Raw genomic sequence first — 18,196 nt, forward strand, 5'->3', positions numbered from 1 at the left:
CTCACCGACCGCCGCCTGGCCGCCCGCGGTATCGGGGTGGGGCCGTCCGTCAGGCCTGGATGTCGAGCGTGGCGGTCAGGCGGCGGTCGGTGAGTGAGTGGCAGGCCCTGACCTCGTACGTGCCGGGGACGAGGGACCAGCCGTCCGCCTGCTCGTCCCAGATCTCGAAGGCGCGGCCCGCCAGCGGGACTTCGACCTCGACGGCTTCACCGGGTCCGGCCTCGACGCTCGCGAATCCGGCCAGCCAGCGAGCGGGGCGCTCCACGGGGTCGGCGGTGGGGGCCAGGTAGATCTGGACGACTTCGCGGCCCGTGCGCGAACCGGTGTTGCGGACGCGGACCTTGGCCGTGGCGGGTGTGGCCTCCAGGGACTCGTACTCCCAGGTGGTGTAGCCCAGGCCGTGGCCGAAGGGGTATGCCGGGGCGGCGCCCGCCCGGTCCCAGGCGCGGTAGCCGATGAACACGCCTTCGGCGTAGTGGAGTTCGCCGTTGGTGGGGGTGACATCGGTGACCGGTGCGTCCGCGAGGGAGGCCGGCCAGGTGGTGGGCAGTCGGCCGCCGGGCTCCTCGGCGCCGAGGAGGACATCGGCGAGCGCCCCGCCGCCCTCCTGGCCGGGGAACCAGCTGAGCAGTACCGCGGCGACGTCCTCGCGCCACGGCATCTCCACCGGGGAGCCGGAGTTGACGATCACCACGGTGTTGGGGTTGACGGCGGCGACCGCGCGCACCAGGTCGTCCTGGCGGCCCGGGAGGCTCAGGTCCGTACGGTCGAAGCCCTCGGATTCGACGCGCTCGGTGGTGGCGACCACGACGACGACGGTGTCGGCGTCGCGGGCGGCTTCGACGGCCTCGGCGATCAGTTCGTCGGGGTCGCGCCTGGGCGTGCTGTGGACGAAGGAGAACATGATGGCGGAGAGCGGCCCTGCGGCGTCCGGGTTGACGGTGTGCGCGAGGGAGACCTCGACCGGCTCGCCCGCGGTGAGGCGGACGCGGCCGCGTTCGGCCGGGGAGCCGAAGAACGCCTCGAAGGGGTCGGCCTCGTCACCCATCGCCTGGACGCCTTCGTAGAGGACCTCGTCGCCGACGGTCAGCGTGAAGGCGCCGATTCCGCGAGTGCCGAAGGAGTGCTCGCCGCTGTCGCGGGGGGTGAAGGTGCCCTTGACCTCGACGCTGTGCAGCGTCGAGTGGGTGACGCCGTCGGGGAGGTCGTCGCCGATCCACTGGACCTGGCCGCTGGGCAGGCTGCGGGTGCCGATGACCGCGCCGCTCGCGTCGCGGCAGACGGCGTGCAGCTCGAAGCCCTTTTCGGCGGGGGCCAGTTCGTCGTTCGGGTCGGCCCCGACGGTGTACGTGAGGACGCCGTCGGGCAGGGCCGCGGTGAGACCGTCGAGCGGGGCGACGACGCGCTCGGGGAAGACGGTGGCGGAGCCGCCGCCGAGGACGCGGGCGTCGCGGGCCGGGCCGCCAATGAGGGCGACCTTGCGGACCCGGGAGGCGTCGATCGGCAGGACGGGGACGCCGTCGCGCGGCTCGTTGCGTACGAGGACGAAGGCGCGGTGGGCGACCTCGCGGGCCAGAGCCTGGCCGTCGACGGCCGCGGGCAGCTCGCCGACCACGGGCGGGGCGCCGTCGAGGATGCCGACGCGGGCGGCCAGCCGCAGCACACGGCGCACGGCTTCGTCGACGACGGACTCGTCGACCTCGCCCGCGCGGACGGCTCCGGCGAGGGCGTCGCCGTAGACGGTCTGCGGTCCCGGCATGGCGACATCGAGACCGCCGAGGATGTCGCCGGTGGTGGAGCGGGCGGCCATCCAGTCCGAGACGATGTAGCCGTCGAAGCCCCACTCGGCGCGCAGGACCTCGTTCTGGAGGTGGCTGTGCTCGGTCATCGAGACGCCGTTGACCTGGTTGTACGCCGCCATGATGCCCCAGGGGTGGGCGTTTTTGACGATGGCTTCGAAGGGGGCCAGGTACAGCTCGCGCAGCGGGCGCGAGGTGATGATGTTGTCGACGGTGAAGCGGTCGGTCTCGGCGTCGTTGGCGACGAAGTGCTTGACCGTGGTGCCCACCCCGCCGTCCTGGACGCCCTGGACGTATCCGGTACCGATCTCCCCGGTGAGGTACGGGTCCTCGGAATAGCACTCGAAGTGGCGGCCGCCGAGCGGCGACCGGTGCAGATTCACGGTCGGGGCGAGGAGGACGTGCACGCTCTTGCGACGGGCCTCCTGGGCGAGGAGGCGGCCGGCGCGGCGGGCCAGGCCCTGGTCCCAGGTCGCGGCGAGCGCGGTCGGTGAGGGCAGTGCGACGGACGGGTCGTCGGCGGTCCAGCGCACGCCCCGGACGCCGATCGGACCGTCGGACATGACCAGCGACTTCAGGCCGATCCCCGGAATCGCGGGCAGGGACCACATGTCCTGGCCGGCGAGCAGCCGGGCCTTGGTGTCGAGGTCGAGCTTGCCCAGTGCGGCTTCGACCACCTCGTCGCGGGCCCGGTCGTCCGGGGTCTGTCGCGTTTCCGACGCCCGGGGCGTCGTTCCCGGGGCCTGGGGGATTGCGGGGGTGCTGGATGCGCCTGCCACGGCGGTACCTCCTCGTTGAAGTCCTGCTGGCCTTCCCATCGTCACTCGTCCACCTGTAGAACGGTAGGGTTCGTGATGCATTCGTTACTTCAAGGGGTGGTGCTTCAAGTGATGGCGTACCGTCCTGCCAGCAGGCACCAGGGGAAGGACCAGCACGATGGCCAGGGCCAGAAGCGAGGAGCGACGGGCGGAGATCCTCCGTGCGGCACTCGAAGTGATCGCCGAACGCGGCTACCGCGGCGCGTCGCTCAGCGCGGTCGCCGAGCGCGTCGGCCTCACCCAGCAGGGGCTCCTGCACTACTTCCCCACCAAGGAGTCACTGCTCGTCGCCGTGCTCGAAGAGCGCGACCAGTGGGACACCGGAGCCTCCGGACGGAGCGCCGGGGCCTGGCGGGTCGACCTGCTCGACTCGCTCGTGGAGTACAACGCGATGCGTCCGGGCATCGTGCAGACCTTCTCCGCGCTGCTCGGCGAGAGCGTGACCGATGAGCATCCGGCGCGGGGCTTCTTCACCCAGCGGTATGTGCAGGTCCGCGCGGGCATGGCGGGCGCGCTGCGCACCGAGTACGGCGAGCGGCTGCCGGGCGGGCTCACTCCCGAGCAGGCGGCCCCGCTGCTTGTCGCGGTGATGGACGGGCTCCAGTACCAGTGGCTGCTCGATCCCCGGTCGGTGGACATGCCGGCCGCCTTCCGCGACTTCCTCGGGCTGCTGCGGCGCGGCCCGATGCCCGGCCCCGCGCCCGCCGAAGCAGCCGAAAACCTGTGAAACCGCACGTCACTCGGTCCCCAGGGGCCCGCCCTGTAGCGCGGGCCCCTGCCGGAACGAGATACTTCCGCCACCCCGACGGAAGGATTCCCGTGTCCCGGATTCGTGCCCGGCTGGACGCACTCGGCGTCGCACTCCTCGCCTCCGCCACCCTCAGCCTCGGGACGCCCCCCGCGACGGCCGGTGAGCCGGCGACTGCGGCGAATGCCCCGGTGACAGCTCCACCGGCCGCCCCGCCGACCGTCGAGGAACGGCGGCTGGAGAAGGCCGTTCCGCAGGAGATCCTGCGTCGCAGCGGATTCGACTCCGTGGCGCCGGAGTTCGCGCGGGCGCTGCGCGGGGCACGGTCGTACGGCGCGGCCGAGCGGGCCGTCGAACGCCACGGGTCGCGGCTGTGGCAGCGCGCGGTGGACCGGGCCCAGGGGCAGGGCCCTGCGGGCGGGGATCTCAGCAGGGACGACGACCGGCCGCTGTACTGGGCGCGGCTGGGGATGACGAGCGAACTGCGGGAGTGGCAGGCGCCGTTCGGGCTGCCGGACGAGGCGCGGGGGCGGCTGCTCGGCCGCCTGGAGCGTGCCTCTCGGGGGCAGGACACGATCCACTTTCCCACGAAGGGTGCGAAGGGCGGGATGAAGCGGGTGCTCCTCACCGGCTTCGACCCGTTCACGCTGGACCGGGACATCCGGATCAGCAATCCGTCGGGGGCGACCGCGCTCGCCCTGGACGGCACGGTGGTACGTACGGCTTCGGGCCCCGCCCGGATCGAGACGGCCGTCTTCCCCGTCCGCTGGGACGACTTCGCCGACGGCATGGTCGAGCGGGCTCTGCGGCCGCATCTGCCGCAGGTCGATCTGTTCACGACCGTCAGCCAGGGCCGGGTGGGGCGCGTCGACGTGGAGCGCCACAACGGGGCGTGGCGCGGGGGCTTCGGGGACAACGAGAACATCTCGCGCACCGGGCTCGCGCCGGTGGAGGACCTCGCGTCACAGCCTCAGTGGACGACAACGACACTTCCCTACCGGGAGATCGTGGCCGCCGACACCGGCCGCTTCCCGGTGTACGACAACACCTCGGTCACCGAGATTCCGGCGGGCGGCACTTCGCCCGTGGTGCGGCCCGACGGGCCGACGGCGGGGTCCGCCGCGCGGGCCGGCGGCGGCGGGGACTACCTGTCCAACGAGATCGCGTACCGGGCCACGTTGCTGCGGGACCGGCTGGGGCTCGACCAGCTGCCCGGCGGGCATGTGCATACGCCGGTGCTGGAGTTCGGGTCGGGGAACACGACCGAGATCACCGACCCCGCCTTTGTGCGGAACCGGTTGGACATTGTGGCGCAGATGCGGGCGATCGTGCGGGTGGCGGTGCGGTAGGGCGGGCCGCTGCGCGGGGCTTGTTCCCCACCCCGCCCCTCCCCGAACCGGGGCTCCGCCCCGGCCCCCAATCCTCAATCGCCGGACGGGCTGGACTACTTCAGCCCGTCCGGCAACCTAGCGGGCGAAGCCCAATGTGGCGCCCAGGCCCACCAGGACCGTGCCGATCCCCCGGTTGAGCGCCTTCTGGCGTCGCAGCATCGCCGTCCGCAACCTCGCGTCGGAGAAGAACAGCGCCACCAGAGTGAACCAGCCCAGGTGCGCCGCCGACATGAAAAAGCCGTAGCCCGCCTGCTGCCACCTCGCCGTGTCCGGGCCGACCACCTGGGTGAACGCCGAGACCACGAAGAGCGTCGTCTTCGGATTCAGCACATTGGTGAGGAAGCCGGAACGCAGCGCCCCGAGCGGGCCGAACTCCGGCTTCGCGTCCAGGTCGACAGTGAGTTCGGAGCGGGCCAGGAAGGTCCGTACTCCGATGTAGACGAGGTACGCCGCACCGGCCAGTTTGATCGCGGTGAAGAGCGCGGTCGACGACGCGATCAGCAGCCCGACACCGAGCATCGTGTACGTGACGTGGACCAGGACGCCCGCCGAGACGCCCGCCGCGGCGAACAGGCCCGTCGTACGGCCGTAGAGACAGCTGTTGCGGACCACCATCGCGAAGTCAGCTCCCGGACTGATGACAGCGAGGAGGGTAATGAGGGCTACGGCGACGACTTCGGTCATGCTCACATGCTGACCGCACCGGTCCGGAAGATCAACGGGTTCCGATCTTTCTTCCGCATACCGAGACGGGGATGATGGACCACATGATCATCGCAGCGGCACAGTTCAGACCCGAGCCCGGTGCCGTCGAGGCCAACGCACACCAGATGGCGGACTTCGTCCGGGAGGCCGCCGGACGCGGAGCACGGGTGACGGTTTTTGGTGAACTGACGCTGAGTGGCTACGAGTTGGGGCTGCTCGCCGAGGATCCCACCCTGCTGGTGACACCGGACGATCCCCGCCTGGAACCGGTGGTCGCGGCCTGCCGCGAGACGGCCACCGCGGCGGTGCTCAACTGCGCCGCGCACACCGAGGGCGAGCTCCCCGCCATCACGACCTTCGTCTTCGGGCCCGGCGGTGAACTGCTGACACGCTACGACAAGCAGCATCTGCACGGGGTTGAGAACGAGGTCTTCGCGGCAGGTGCGGTCGACGGCCGGTTCGAGCTCGACGGGGTGCGGTTCGCGCTCGCGACGTGCTTCGACAACAGTTTCCCGGAGCTGGCGGAGCGGGCCGCAGCCGCCGACTGCCGCGTGTACCTGGCCAGTTCGCTGCACGACGAGCTCGACCGCCTTGAGGTCTACCCGGCACGGGCGAGGGACCACGGGCTGTATGTCGTGTTCGCCAACCATGTGGGCCAGTCCGGCCCTTACGCCGCCTGCGGGCTGAGCGGGCTGTGGGGCCCGGACGGTACGGCGCTCGCGAGCGCGACGCCCGACACCGCCTGCCTTGTGCTCGGCGAAGTGGCGACCGCGGTTACGCGGTAGACAGCGACGTCGCGTCGCCGTCGGTGGCGTCGGCCGACGGCTCGTCCAGGAGGTCCCGGGCCATCAGCGTCGCGCCCGCCACCGCGCCCGGCATCAGGAAGACCGCGACCAGCGGGACCAGGAAGGCGAGCGTCAGCGGGACACCGAAGCCGAGGGTCATCAGGCGGCGGCCGCGCAACAGGGAGAGGCGCTGCTTCAGCTCGATGCCGCGACGCTGGAGCGCCACCGCCGCCAGCTCCTGGGCAAGGAAGAAGCCGGAGACGCAGAAGCCGATCGCCGGGACGGCGGTCTGGCCGATGACGGGGATGAAACCGCAGGCGAAGAGCAGGACGGCGTACAGGAGGACACGCGCCAGCACACGCAGGCTGTCACGCGCGGAGATCCACAGCTCCCGGATCAGTGACAGTCCGGACTCCGGCGCGGTGCCGTCCGGGGACACGGAGCGGTCGACGCGCTCGGACAGGTTCTCGTAGAAGGGCTGGCCCACCAGCAGGGTCACGGCGGTGAAGGTGATCACCGCGAGGAAGAGCGCGAGGGCGAAGACCAGCGCGGTGAGCGCACCGCGGAAGAGACCGAGCCAGGGTGCGTCCCAGTCGTCGGCGAAGGGCGTCGCCCAGGCCGTGAGGTTGTCGGCGCCGTAGACGAGGCCGATCAGCGCGCCGGCGTACAGCACGAAGGTGACGAGACCGGGCAGCAGCCCGAAGCCGTACGCCCTGCCGTGCCGGCCGACCCACCGCTGGCCCTTCATCAAGTAGCCGAAGCCCACCCCTAGATCACGCATGGGGGCAGCCTAGCCGGGCGGCGCGCGGGCACACTCCCCGGCCCGGCCGCCCCGCCGCGACGCGCTGCTCGGGTATCTCCGTGAGGCGGAGGGCAACCACATCGCGGGGTCGAACCCGTTCGCCGTCGAGGATCTCGTACGCCGCATGAAGTACGGCGACTTCGGCCGTGCGGGCGAGATCGTCATGTCCGGCATCGCGGTGGTCGAGATGGCCTGCTGGGACATCAAGGGCAAGGCGCTGGGGGTGCCGGTCTGGCAGCTGCTCGGCGGGAAGGTCACCGACCGGGTCAAGGCGTACGCGAACGGCTGGTACAGCACCGAGCGGACCCCGGAGGCGTCTTGGCGTCGAGCTGGATGTGGACGCGGCGGCCGAATTCCCTCAGCAGCAGGCCAGGTTCGATCTGTGGGCCGACGGCTGGGAGCAGAGGAAGCCCAAGTGAACGCCGCCCAGGCCCCGGTGAGCGGGGCGATCGTCGTCGACCGGCCCGACGCGCACCGCCTGGTCGCCGCTGAGCTTCGGGTGCCCGCACCCGGCGAGGTGCGGGTGCGGGTCGCCGCCGCCGGGATCTGCAGGAGTGACCGCGAGGTGTACGACGGCCACCGCGACCCGGGATACGTCGCTGAGCGCCCTGCCGAAGGCGGCGCGGCGCGGGGGTCGTCGACGAGCACGAGGAGGCCCGGGTCGCCGAGTCGTTCCGCCGGAGCATGAACATCAAGGCGCCGACCGTCTTCGAGCAGGTCGGCCGGCTCTCCGGCGGCAACCAGCAGAAGGTCGTCCTGAGCAAGTGGATCTTCGCGGGTCCCGATGTGCTGATCCTCGACGAGCCGACGCGCGGGATCGATGTCGGCGCGAAGTACGAGATCCCCACCGTCATCGACAAGCTCGCCGCCGAGGGCAAGGCGGTCGTCTTCATCTCCTCCGAGCTGCCCGAGCTGCTCGGCATGTGCGACCGCATCTACACGATGTCCGCCGGCGGCTCACCGGCGAGATCGGCTCGTGCTGCTGGCGGCGGTCGACTTCGACGTCCACAACAAGCGGAAGGTCGGTTCCTGACACGGCTCGCGCGCTCCCTCCGCCCCCCATATGCCCCATGCGTCACAGCCCCCCTTGCCGTGACCGGATCGAACCGGTAGACCCTGCGTACCGATCGACGTATTGATCGTCGCGCAGATCGCGTACGGATCACCGTACTGATCGCGTAACGGATCGCCGTACTGATTTCGACGACGCACGTCCCCGGAGGTACACGCGCATGGGCCCAGGCATCCCGAGACCCCTTCTGATCACGACCGCCGTCCTGGCGAGCGCCCTTCTGCTCGCCCACGTCCCCGCCACCGCACAGCCCGGCCCTCCGCCCGGCGCCGGTGACGGTGACGGGGACGGCGCACATCGCGAGCGAGCCGCTCAGGGACAGGCCGCCCGCACCCCGGCGGGCGCCGCCGCGAACGCGCTCGACGCCCGAACCCCGGGCCTCGACCGCGACGGCGGGTATCCCCGGCACACCGAGCTGACCGCGCCCGCGCCGAACCCGGCCGACAAGTCCATCAAGCTCGGCCTCACGCCGTACCACTCCATCGCGCCGAAGCTCAACTCCCTCCAGACATTGGGCAATCGGGTAAGTGTCGAGGTCGCGGGCAAGTCGGCCGGTGGGCATCAGCTGTATCTGGTGACCGTCACCGCGCCGGAGAGCTCCCGCGAGACGCGCGAGCAGGAGCGGATGCGGGAGCTGATCGAGAACGCACCGGCCCGCGCCGCGAAGGACCCGCGCGTCAAGGCCGCCTACAAGGCGCCGGTGCTGATCAACAACAATATTCACGGCAATGAGTGGGAGGGCACGGACGCTGCCCTCGGGCTCATCGAGGAATTGGCGAAGGCGAAGGACCGCAAGACCGCCGAGCTGCTGGCGAAGACCCGTATCTATCTGAATGTGACCGCCAACCCCGACGGCCGGATCGCAGGCACTCGCGCCAACGCCAACGGCTTCGATCTCAACCGGGACTTCATCACCGCGACCCAGCCGGAGGTGCGGGCGATCCGGCAGATCGCCATCGCCAAGCAGCCCGCCGTGATGATCGACCTGCACGGGTACGTCAACGGCACGCTCATCGAGCCGACGACCCCGCCGCACGGGGAGAACTACGAGTACGACCTGTTCCTCAAGAATTCCTACGCGAACGCGCTGGGCATGGAGAAGGCCGTCAACGGGCTCGGCTACACGCCCGCCAAGGACGGGGTCGACCCGGCCGTCATCCCCTTCCGCGACCAGGAGGAGGGCTGGGACGACTGGCCGCCGATCTTCACCCCGCAGTACATGCCGTTCCAGGGCGCGGTCGCGGCCCACACCATCGAGTTCCCGATGCAGGTCAACAACCAGGCGTACGAGACTCTTCCGGTCACCGAGCTGCGCCGCAGGTCCGCCATCAACACGGACATCGCGGGCGCGGCGATGCGCGCGACGCTCGCCTACACGGCGGACCACCGCGCCCCGGTGCTCGCCGACCAGATCGAGACCTTCCGGCGCGGCGCGGTGGGCGCGACGCAGGTGGAGGTGTCGCAGGAGACCGTGCCCGGTGTCCCGGGCATCGGTCCCGAGGACGTGTACACGGCCGCCTTCCCGCGGGCGTACGTCATTCCGGCGGCCGGGCGCGGACAGCGTTCCGCGACCGCCGCGGCCCGTCTCGTCGACCATCTGGTGGCCAACGATGTGCGTGTCGAGCGTGCGCGCGCCACATTCCGCCTCGCGGGGCGGAGTTACCCGGCCGGGTCGTACGTCGTCGACATGCGTCAGCCCAAGCGCGGGCTGGCCAACGTGATCCTCGCCGATGGCCGGGACATCAGCGCGGACGTCTCCACGATGTACGACATCTCGGGCTGGAGCCTCGGGCTGCTGTGGGGCGCGAGCGTGGAGAAGGTGCGGAAGGCCCCGGGCGGGCTGCGCTTCTCGGGGCGCACGGTCGATGCCGCGTCCCCGACCGGTTACGTCGCACCGCGTGGCGCCCTCCAGTTGCGGCTCGACGACCCCAAGGAGATGGAGGCGCTCAACTCCCTTCTCGGGGACGGCGTCAAGGTCCGGCGGGCGGCCGACGGCAGTGCGCTCGTGCCCTCTTCAGCACGCAAGCGGGCCACTGCTCTCGCGGACCGTCTCGGCGTGGCCTTCCACGCGACGAAGGCCAAGGGTGTGGCGCCGCTGCCCCGCACGCGGGTCGCGGCCTCGGTGAGCCCGGGTGAGCTGTTCGCGTTGCGCGAGATGGGCTTCGAGGTGCTGCCGGTGTCGACGGCCGTGCTCAACGCGGGCTTCGACTGGGCGAAGGCCGATGTGCTCTTCGCCTCCGCCGGGCTGGAGTACGGGAAGCTGAAGCCGGCCGCCCGGGGCGCGCTCGACGCGTTCCTGGCCGGTGGCGGTGGCGTGGTCGGCCGCGGTGCGACGGGCGCGGCGCTCAACGCCGAAGCCAAGCTGCTGATCGCGAAGGCCGTGCAGGGCAACGGCGACGCGAACGGTGTGGTGAAGGTCGTCAACGCCGGTGGCCCGGTCACCGGAGGCGCACCCGGCCACACCTTCGTCTACTCCCCCATGTGGTTCACCGACCTCGGGCCCGGCGTCCGCGTCGAGCAGTCCTACGGCGCGCGCGGCGCCCTGGTCTCCGGACACTGGCGGGCGGCGGCCGACAGCAGCGGCGGTCCGGCGGACGCGGCCGGACGGGCGGCGGTCGTCAGCGGTACGACGGCGGGCGGCGCGGGTGTGGTGCTCTTCGGCACCGAGCCGCTGTTCCGCGCGCACCCCAAGGGCGCGTACGCGCAGGTGGGCCGGGCGTTGCTGAACTCGGCGCTGACCTTGGCGCATTGAACTCGGCGCGCTGACCTCGGAATAGCCTCTCGGCGGCTGGTGCTTGATCCCCCTGTCACTTACGACCTCGGGGGCAATAGGGCGCGGGCTCCCGGCGTCATGCGACTCCGCCTCCGGCGTTGTCGTCGAGGTCGTTAAACACACAGACAGAGTTACGGGGGAGCACACGATGTCGAAAACCATCATTGTGCAGGGCACGGTCGCCGAGGGGTTCGATGAGGTACGGGAAGAGTTCGCCGCCGTACTCGCCGAGGAGCGGCCCGGGCATGCCGATGCCGCCTTGGAGGTTGACGACCAGGCCGCCGCCCGCGCGCGGCTTGGCCGCGCCCACGTGCTGCTCGGTGGCCATGACCGTACGGCTGCCGCTCACCGGGTCGTAGGTGTGGATGCGCGCGGACAGAATGTCGACCCAGATCAGCCGGCCCGCAGCCGCGTCCCAGTTCGGCGGACAATGGCCGGGCGGCTCCGAACGGTGCCCAAAGCGCCCCCGGGGGCGACAAAGGGCCGCATCCCCCTCGGCCCGAGGGGGATGCGGCCCTTCATGTCACATCAGCCGGTCATGTCACATCGGACGACGCGGTGCGTCAGACGACGGACAGCTCGACCTTGATGTTGCCGCGCGTGGCGTTCGAGTACGGGCACACCTGGTGCGCCTTCTCGAGCAGGTCCTTCGCGGTGGCCGCGTCCACGTTGGGTATGTGCGCGGAAAGCTTGACCTCAAGGCCGAAGCCGCCGGTCTCGGTCGAGCCGATGCCGGCCTCCGCGGTCACGGTCGAGCCGGAGATGTCGGCCTTCTCCTTGCGGGCGACGACGCCGAGAGCACCCTGGAAGCAGGCGCTGTAACCGGCCGCGAAGAGCTGCTCCGGGTTGGTACCGGCGCCGCTGCCGCCCATCTCCTTCGGCGGGTTCACCACTACGTCGAGCTTGCCGTCGTCCGACGCGACCCGGCCGTCACGGCCGTTCTCCGCGGTGGCGACAGCGGTGTACTTCACGTCTATCTTCTGGATGGTCATGCTGAGGAAACCTCCTGCTTGTACGCCGCGACTCGCGCCCACGGACCGCGGCGGCCTGGGGGTGACCCTACCGGTTGAGGGAAACGATCATCTTGCCGGTGTTCTCGCCGCGGAGCAGGCCGACGAACGCGTCGTAGCCGTTCTCGATGCCCTCGACGACGGTCTCGTCGTACTTCAGCTCGCCGGAACGGATCCAGCCGGAGACCTCTTCGACGAACTGCGGCTGGAGCGCGACATGGTCTCCGACCAGCACACCCTGGAGTCGCAGCCGCTTGCCGATGATCAGCGCCATGTTGCTCGGGCCCGGCGTGGCCTCGGTGTTGTTGTACTGCGCGATCATGCCGCAGATGGTGGCGCGGCCGTGCACGTTGAACGAGCTCATGGCCGCTTCGAGATGCTCGCCGCCGACGTTGTCGAAGTAGACATCGATGCCGTCGGGGGCGGCCTCGCGCAACTGCGGGGCGACCGGGCCGTCCTTGTAGTTGAAGGCCGCGTCGAAGCCGTACTTCTCGGTGAGGTGCTTGACCTTCTCGGCGGAGCCGGCCGAGCCGATGACGCGCGAGGCGCCCTTGAGCTTGGCCATCTGGCCGACCAGGCTGCCGACCGCACCGGCCGCGCCGGAGACGAAGACGGCGTCGCCCTCCTTGAAGGAGGCGACCTCGAAGAGACCCGCGTAGGCGGTGAGGCCGGGCATGCCCAAGACGCCGAGGTAGGCGGAGAGCGGGGCCAGCGAGGCGTCGACCTTCGTGGCGTACTGGGCGGGCACGTCGGCGTACTCGCGCCAGCCCAGGCCGTGCAGGACATGGTCGCCGACGGCGAAGCGCTCGTCGTGGGAGGCGATGACCTCGCCGACCGCGCCACCGTCCATCGGCTGGTCGAGCTTGTAGGGCGGGGTGTACGACTTCACGTCGTTCATCCGGCCGCGCATGTACGGGTCGACCGAGAAGTGCAGATTACGGACGAGGATCCGGCCCTCTGCCGGCTCGGTCACGGGGACCTCGCGCAGAGCGAAGTCCTCGGCCTTGGGCCAGCCGTGCGGGCGGGCGACAAGGTGCCAGGAACGGCCGGTCGTGGGCAGAGCGGTCATGGGGTACGGCCTCCTCGAAAAAGCTTCATGTTCTGAACTAACCATGCTCCTGGATATTTCATGTTGTCAAGTAAGTGGGTACGATGGAAGGCATGACGCCTCGCACTGACCCGCTCACCGTCGAAGTGGTCGAGCTCATCGGCTCCGTCGTCGCCCGCTATTACGAGGAGTACGACGAGGCCGCGGGCAAGCACGGGCTCACCGGCGCCCAGGCGCGCGTACTGGGTCTGCTCTCCGTCGATCCGATACCCATGCGTCGCCTAGCTCAGAAACTCAAGTGCGAGCCGTCGAACGTCACCGGGATAGTCGACCGTCTTGAGTCGCGCGGCCTGGTGGAGCGCAGGCCCGACCCCGCCGACCGGCGCGTCAAGCTCGCCGCCGTCACGGAGGAGGGCGGCAGCACCGCGGCCGGGCTCCGCGACTCGCTGGAATTCGCGCGCGAGCCGCTCGGTGAGCTGTCGGCGGAGGAGCGGACGGTGCTGCGCGATCTGCTCAAGCGGATGCTGGGCGCCGGCTGAGCGGTGACCGCGTGATGGCTGAGTGATGGCTGGGGGATGACTCAGCGGTGACCGAGCGGCGACTGAGCAGCCCTGCGGCCGGGTCAGTCGCACCACCACAGAAAGCGTGTGCAGCTCTCGGAGGGAGTGGGCTCCGGGAGTCGCGTGGGCTCGGGGTCGTCCGGGTCCGGATCCGGGTCCGTCGACGAGGGCGGGTCGGGATTCGACGGGGCCTGGCTCGTACCGCTCGTGGGCGCCTGTGGCGCGGTGGGGGACGTCGCGGCGGGGACCGTCGCCGACGCGGATTCGGGCGTGGACGTGGCGTCCGACGCTCCGGGGGACGGCAACTCGCTCGCGGACGCCGATGCGGTACGTGCCGACTCGTCCGGATCCGCGGTCCGCCCCGGAGCCGGCGCACTGCCGTCCTCCAAGGGTTCCGCGCTGCCCGAACGGCTGGGCAGCACACCCTTCTCGTCCGCCGTGGGCGCCGACGTCCGGTCCTCGCCCACGGACTCCATGGCCAGCTCGGCCAGGCTCAGCGCGCCCCCGGCCAGACCCAGGCCCAGGCCCAGGCAGACGAGCAGCACCTTGCGACCCCTGCGCCGGTGCGCCCTGGTCCGGTCCCTGGCGCGTCCCCTGCCTCCGCCACCCCGGCCACCCGCGCCCTCGCGGGCACGGCGACGGTGACCCGAGGGCTCGGGCGCACCCGGCGGCGCGGGGGCGTCGGGGGCCGGGGCCCGTGCGGGGTCGATGGGGCCGGCGGGCGCGGGGGCCGGGGCCCGTGCGGGGTCGATGGGGCCGAGCGCCTCGGCAGGAGCTCCGCACCCGGCACAGGCCAGGGCGCCGTTGAGGTGCCTGCGGCAGGCGTGGCAGTAATCCATGGCGCCCGCAGATTATGCGGCGGCGGTGCGTCACAGGGAGGCCCGGCCGTGAGGATCTTGTGTGGAAGCGGTCCTTCCGCAGAGTGTCAGTGGGCCCGGGCAGGATGGGGGCATGGAGATTTTCGGGCCGCTCGACTTCCAATTGGTGCTGCTGCGCCGGATGGCCGACCATCAGCCTGACCTCGTCGAGGACGCCCGCCGTGAGCTCGGCGTCTCGCTCGCGGAGCTGCGCGAGGCGAATCGGCGCTGGCAGGCCATGGTGCGCTCGCCGCGGGGGCGGGGCAGCGTGGCCCGCTACCGGTCGGCGCTCGGGCCGCCCGAGACGTCCGTGCGGCGCAGGATAGGCGACCTGGAGTGCGACGCGCTCGCCTGGCCGGTGCCGCTCTGGCCCGACCTGCGCTTCGAGGTGCTGACCGCGCCCGGCGGCGCCGTCTGGAACGAATGGCTGGTCCGCGCCCCTGGCGCCGCCGCCCCCGATCTGCGGGCCGCCGGGGATCTGCGCCCCTGGTCGTGCACGGTGGACGAGGTGGCCCGCGCCTTCCCGCCGGCCCGCCCGATGGAGGGCACGGCGCCCACCCGGTGGCGGCTCGGGTTCACGCTGCCCGACGGGGGGCAGTGCGTCGCGGAGTTCACCTGGGGGCTGTTGCAGGAGGTGCGGCCCTCTGACCCTCGTGACGTTGCAGGAGGCCCGGATTCCCGACCCTCGTGACGTTGCAGGAGGTGCGGACTCCCGACGCCTCATGACGTTGCAGGAGGTGCGGACTCCCGACGCCTCATGACGTTGCGGGAGGTCCGGTCTTCCTGCTGCCTGGTGACGTAGCGGGGGACGCAGTTTCCAGACGCCACGTGACGTTGCAGGAGGTGCGGATTCCTGATGCGCCGTGACGTGGCGGACCCCCGTTTTCCTCACACCTCGTAACGTTGACAGGCCGTGACTCTGATGGCCCGTGACGTGATGCCGCGAAGGTTGTCTTCTGGCGCGGCGTCAACCCGTACCCCCGACCGGCTCATCCCAGCGCGCGCACGCCGCGCGCCCCCCGCACGATGCGAACAGGGGCAGCCCCCCTCGGACCCGGCAGCCGCCGGACCCTCCGCGCCAGCGCTCTCGGGAGAACTCGCCGTGACCGTCAGTCTTGAGCAGTTGCGCCGTTGCCATATCGCCGTCGACCTCGGGGCCGCGAGGACCCGCGTGTATGTGAAGGGGGTCGGGCTGGTCGTCGACGAGCCGAGTGTGGCCGCCGTGAACACCCGCACCGGGGCGCTCATCGCCGTCGGTGCCTTCGCCGAACAGATGACGGGCCGCACGCCCGACTACATCCGCGTGGTACGCCCCGTCTCCGGCGGCACCGTCGTCGACATCGAGATGGCCCAGCGCATGCTGCGCCACCTGCTCGGCGAGAAGCTCCGCCGCCAGCTGCGCCGCAAGCCCAGACTGCGGGCCGCCGCCTCCACGCCGCACGACGCCGACCCGCTCGCGCAGCGCGCCACTGTCGAGACCCTGGTCGGGCTCGGCGCACGCCGGGTCGAGCTCGTCGACACCCTCATCGCCGCCGCCGTCGGCTGCGGGCTGCCCGTGGAGCAGCCGTCGGCCTCCATGATCATGGTGTGCGGGGCAGCGACCACCCAGGTCGCGGTCCTCTCGCTCGGCTCCATCGTCACCGCACAGCGCATCCCGGTCGGCGGCGACGCCATCGACCACGCGGTGATCCAGCACCTGCGCCACCAGCACGAGTTGATGCTGCCGAGCCAGTCGGTGCGCCCGCTCCAGCTGGCGCTGAGCGGCAATGGGCTCACCGTGCAGGGCCCGACGTCCACCGAGATCCACGGCCGGGACGTGGCCACCGGCCTGGCCCGCTCCGTGCAGGTCGACACCGCCGCCGTGCGCGAGGCCATCCACACCCCGCTCACGGCCGTGCTCGACGGCATCGGGCGGGTGCTCCGCGGCTGCCCGCCCGACCTGGTCGCCGACCTCGCGGAGTGCGGGATCATGATGGTCGGCGGCAGTGCGCTGCTGCCCGGCCTGGACCAGCGGCTGCGCGACGCGACCGGCATGCCGGTGCGCATCGCGGAGCGCCCCGACACCTGCGCCGTACTGGGGCTCGGAGCGATGCTGGAAGGCAAGATCCAGCCGATGGTTCTCGACCCGCTCAACGACTGAGCGGCGCTGTTGGAGGGTGCGTGGGCGGTGGACCGGGCATGAACCAGGACGGTGCGGGAAGCGTCACGCCCCGGCTGCCGGTACTGCTGGACGCCGTGCTGAACGTGGGCACGGAGCTTGAGCTGCGCAGCACCCTCCAGCGCATCGTGGACACCGCCACCGAGCTGGCCGAGGCGCGGTACGGCGCGCTCGGGGTCGTCGACCCCGAGCGCGGTGTCCTCACCGAGCTGTTCACGACGGGCGTCGACGAGGAGACCCGGGAGCGCATCGGGCGGCTGCCGGACGGGCACACCGGCCTCATCGGCCACCTCGTGCGCGAGCCCAGGCCGCTGCTCGTCCCGGACATCGCGGACGACGTCCGCTCGGCGGGCCTGCCGCCAGGCCATCCCCCGATGCGGTCCTTCGTCGGCGTGCCGATCCGGGTGCACACGGAGGTCTTCGGCAACCTCTATCTGACCGAGAAGCGCGGCCCGGAGGGCGCTGTGTTCTCCGCCGACGACCTGGCGCTGCTGCGGGTGCTCGCCTCGCAGGCGGGCATCGCGATCGGCAACGCCCGGCTGTACGAGACGGCCCGCTGCCGGGAGCGCTGGATCGAGGGCGCCGGGGCGGTGACCACGGCGCTGCTCACCGGGGAGAGCGCCGCCGACGCGCTGATGACGGTGGCCGAGCGGGCCCGTATCCTCGCCGGCGCGTCGGCGGGCGTGATCCTGCAGCCCACCCCCGAGGGCGGCATGGAGATCGTCGCCGCCTCCACCCTCGACGACCCGGACGCCCTGCTCGGCACCGTCATCGAACCCGGCAGCCCCGTACTGGTGCAACTGCTCGGCGGGGAGCCGGTGTTCATCGAAGACTCGGCGACCGACGTCCGGATGACCACGACCGTACGCGCGTACTTCGGCCCGAGCATGATGCTGCCACTGCAGAGCGGCGGGAAGCTGATCGGTACGCTCGCGCTCCCCCGGCGGCGCGGCGGTACCCCGTACACGGCGGTCGACCGGCTGCTCGCCTCGCAGTTCGCCTCGCAGGCGGCGCTGGCGCTCGTCCTGGCCGACAGCCGGCACGACCGGGAGCGGCTCGCGGTCTTCGAGGACCGCGACCGGATCGCGCGGGACCTGCACGACCTGGTCGTACAGCGGCTGTTCGCCACCGAGATGATGCTGGAGTCCACACGGCGACGGGCCTCGGCTGCGGACCTGGACGAGCTGCTCGGCAGGGCCGTGGACGAGCTCGACTCCACCATCCAGGAGGTACGGACCACGATCTTCGCCCTCCAGCAGCCCCCGGCGGACGCGCCCGCCACCTTTCGGGGCCAGGTGCTGCGCGAGACGGCCGGCGCCGCAGCCCTCCTGGGCTTCCCGCCGTCGGTGCACTTCACCGGCGCGGTGGACACGCTGGTGTCGGAGCCGGTGGACAAGCAGCTGCTGACGGCGCTGCGCGGCGCGCTGGCCACGGCGCACCGGCGGGCGGGGGTGACATCGGTGCGGGTGGAGATCAACGCGAAGGTGCGGCTGCCGGAGGGGCAGGGCGGGGTGCGGCTGACGGTCCACGACGACGGGACCGGGGACGACGGAGTGCGCGGGACGACGGTCAGCTGGCAGTCGGCACTCTGACGCGGGCCGCGGCCCCGGGGGGTGGGAGCCGCGGGCGCGGGCCGGTGGTGACCCGCGGGCTGATGCGGCGTGCGGGCG

At 71.5% G+C, this 18,196-nt stretch carries 14 protein-coding genes and 3 pseudogenes; 10 read left to right on the forward strand and 7 right to left on the reverse strand.

The genetic code is table 11. The features are described 5' to 3' along the window. Nucleotides 1–49: 49 nt before the first annotated feature. Nucleotides 50–2,617, reverse strand: coding sequence for a beta-glucosidase family protein (locus QMK30_RS15265; RefSeq protein ID WP_502963146.1), 2,568 nt, complete (start codon nt 2,615–2,617; stop codon nt 50–52). Between the two features lie 118 nt (nt 2,618–2,735). On the opposite strand from QMK30_RS15265, the gene QMK30_RS15270 reads away from it, so the two are divergent. Further along, nucleotides 2,736–3,344, forward strand: coding sequence for a TetR/AcrR family transcriptional regulator (locus tag QMK30_RS15270; protein ID WP_283518437.1), 609 nt, complete (start codon nt 2,736–2,738; stop codon nt 3,342–3,344). Between the two features lie 92 nt (nt 3,345–3,436). Beyond that, nucleotides 3,437–4,714 carry a pyroglutamyl-peptidase I gene (locus tag QMK30_RS15275; protein WP_283518438.1) on the forward strand — a complete coding sequence of 426 codons (1,278 nt, stop codon included), beginning with the start codon at nt 3,437–3,439 and terminating at the stop codon, nt 4,712–4,714. A 117-nt stretch (nt 4,715–4,831) separates the two neighbouring features. On the opposite strand, the gene QMK30_RS15280 is transcribed toward QMK30_RS15275, so the two are convergent. After that, entirely contained in the window at nt 4,832–5,440 is a 609-nt protein-coding gene (locus QMK30_RS15280; protein WP_283518440.1) for a LysE family translocator, read from the reverse strand. An 83-nt stretch (nt 5,441–5,523) separates the two neighbouring features. On the opposite strand from QMK30_RS15280, the gene QMK30_RS15285 reads away from it, so the two are divergent. Beyond that, complete coding sequence (locus QMK30_RS15285; protein ID WP_283518441.1) at nt 5,524–6,246, forward strand: carbon-nitrogen hydrolase family protein; 723 nt, start codon at nt 5,524–5,526, stop codon at nt 6,244–6,246. Here the strand turns inward: QMK30_RS15285 and QMK30_RS15290 are convergent. Continuing rightward, entirely contained in the window at nt 6,236–7,027 is a 792-nt protein-coding gene (locus QMK30_RS15290) for an EI24 domain-containing protein (protein WP_283518442.1), read from the reverse strand. The two genes, QMK30_RS15285 and QMK30_RS15290, sit on opposite strands and share 11 nt — an antisense overlap. A 58-nt stretch (nt 7,028–7,085) precedes the next feature. Between QMK30_RS15290 and QMK30_RS15295 the strand changes: the two are divergent. From QMK30_RS15295 to QMK30_RS15305, 3 genes and pseudogenes are all read left to right on the forward strand, one after another. Further along, nucleotides 7,086–7,379: pseudogene (locus QMK30_RS15295) on the forward strand (mandelate racemase/muconate lactonizing enzyme family protein); the annotation flags it as partial. Between the two features lie 247 nt (nt 7,380–7,626). Then, nucleotides 7,627–8,161: pseudogene (locus QMK30_RS15300) on the forward strand (ATP-binding cassette domain-containing protein); the annotation flags it as partial. 119 nt (nt 8,162–8,280) lie between these two features. After that, the gene (locus QMK30_RS15305) at nt 8,281–10,872 is read left to right on the forward strand and encodes a M14 family zinc carboxypeptidase (RefSeq protein ID WP_283518444.1); all 2,592 of its coding nucleotides are present in this window, start codon (nt 8,281–8,283) and stop codon (nt 10,870–10,872) included. Nucleotides 10,873–11,131: 259 nt separating this feature from the next. On the opposite strand, the pseudogene QMK30_RS15310 reads toward QMK30_RS15305, so the two are convergent. The 3 genes and pseudogenes from QMK30_RS15310 to QMK30_RS15320 all read right to left on the reverse strand — a co-directional run. Continuing rightward, nucleotides 11,132–11,317 (reverse strand): annotated as a pseudogene (locus QMK30_RS15310) (SMP-30/gluconolactonase/LRE family protein); the annotation flags it as partial. A 139-nt stretch (nt 11,318–11,456) separates the two neighbouring features. Then, complete coding sequence (locus QMK30_RS15315) at nt 11,457–11,885, reverse strand: organic hydroperoxide resistance protein (protein ID WP_283518446.1); 429 nt, start codon at nt 11,883–11,885, stop codon at nt 11,457–11,459. Nucleotides 11,886–11,952: 67 nt separating this feature from the next. After that, nucleotides 11,953–12,972, reverse strand: coding sequence for an NADP-dependent oxidoreductase (locus QMK30_RS15320; RefSeq protein WP_283518447.1), 1,020 nt, complete (start codon nt 12,970–12,972; stop codon nt 11,953–11,955). Between the two features lie 92 nt (nt 12,973–13,064). On the opposite strand from QMK30_RS15320, the gene QMK30_RS15325 reads away from it, so the two are divergent. Further along, nucleotides 13,065–13,490, forward strand: coding sequence for a MarR family winged helix-turn-helix transcriptional regulator (locus tag QMK30_RS15325; RefSeq protein ID WP_283518448.1), 426 nt, complete (start codon nt 13,065–13,067; stop codon nt 13,488–13,490). 83 nt (nt 13,491–13,573) lie between these two features. On the opposite strand, the gene QMK30_RS15330 is transcribed toward QMK30_RS15325, so the two are convergent. Then, complete coding sequence (locus tag QMK30_RS15330; protein ID WP_283518449.1) at nt 13,574–14,350, reverse strand: SCO2400 family protein; 777 nt, start codon at nt 14,348–14,350, stop codon at nt 13,574–13,576. 112 nt (nt 14,351–14,462) lie between these two features. On the opposite strand from QMK30_RS15330, the gene QMK30_RS15335 reads away from it, so the two are divergent. The 3 genes from QMK30_RS15335 (at nt 14,463) to QMK30_RS15345 (ending at nt 18,118) form a co-directional block, all read left to right on the forward strand. Beyond that, the gene (locus QMK30_RS15335; RefSeq protein ID WP_283518451.1) at nt 14,463–15,059 is read left to right on the forward strand and encodes a hypothetical protein; all 597 of its coding nucleotides are present in this window, start codon (nt 14,463–14,465) and stop codon (nt 15,057–15,059) included. A gap of 411 nt (nt 15,060–15,470) precedes the next feature. Then, a complete protein-coding gene (locus QMK30_RS15340) occupies nt 15,471–16,508 on the forward strand; it encodes a rod shape-determining protein (RefSeq protein WP_283518453.1) in 1,038 nt (345 codons plus the stop codon). 38 nt (nt 16,509–16,546) lie between these two features. Further along, on the forward strand, nt 16,547–18,118 hold the full coding sequence (locus QMK30_RS15345) for a sensor histidine kinase (protein WP_283518454.1): 1,572 nt from the start codon (nt 16,547–16,549) through the stop codon (nt 18,116–18,118). Nucleotides 18,119–18,196 lie beyond the last annotated feature (78 nt).

The sequence above is a fragment of the Streptomyces sp. H27-C3 genome (genome assembly GCF_030063415.1).
GTDB lineage: Bacteria > Actinomycetota > Actinomycetes > Streptomycetales > Streptomycetaceae > Streptomyces.

Bases quoted from the DNA above. Each gene is read 5' to 3' on its own strand.
- QMK30_RS15325 (WP_283518448.1), top strand. From the start codon at position 13,065: ATGACGCCTCGCACTGACCCGCTCACCGTCGAAGTGGTCGAGCTCATC.
- QMK30_RS15315 (WP_283518446.1), bottom strand. From the start codon at position 11,885: ATGACCATCCAGAAGATAGACGTGAAGTACACCGCTGTCGCCACCGCG.
- QMK30_RS15305 (WP_283518444.1), top strand. From the start codon at position 8,281: ATGGGCCCAGGCATCCCGAGACCCCTTCTGATCACGACCGCCGTCCTG.
- QMK30_RS15345 (WP_283518454.1), top strand. From the start codon at position 16,547: ATGAACCAGGACGGTGCGGGAAGCGTCACGCCCCGGCTGCCGGTACTG.
- QMK30_RS15335 (WP_283518451.1), top strand. From the start codon at position 14,463: ATGGAGATTTTCGGGCCGCTCGACTTCCAATTGGTGCTGCTGCGCCGG.
- QMK30_RS15330 (WP_283518449.1), bottom strand. From the start codon at position 14,350: ATGGATTACTGCCACGCCTGCCGCAGGCACCTCAACGGCGCCCTGGCC.
- QMK30_RS15280 (WP_283518440.1), bottom strand. From the start codon at position 5,440: ATGACCGAAGTCGTCGCCGTAGCCCTCATTACCCTCCTCGCTGTCATC.
- QMK30_RS15320 (WP_283518447.1), bottom strand. From the start codon at position 12,972: ATGACCGCTCTGCCCACGACCGGCCGTTCCTGGCACCTTGTCGCCCGC.
- QMK30_RS15265 (WP_502963146.1), bottom strand. From the start codon at position 2,617: ATGGGAAGGCCAGCAGGACTTCAACGAGGAGGTACCGCCGTGGCAGGC.
- QMK30_RS15285 (WP_283518441.1), top strand. From the start codon at position 5,524: ATGATCATCGCAGCGGCACAGTTCAGACCCGAGCCCGGTGCCGTCGAG.
- QMK30_RS15270 (WP_283518437.1), top strand. From the start codon at position 2,736: ATGGCCAGGGCCAGAAGCGAGGAGCGACGGGCGGAGATCCTCCGTGCG.
- QMK30_RS15290 (WP_283518442.1), bottom strand. From the start codon at position 7,027: ATGCGTGATCTAGGGGTGGGCTTCGGCTACTTGATGAAGGGCCAGCGG.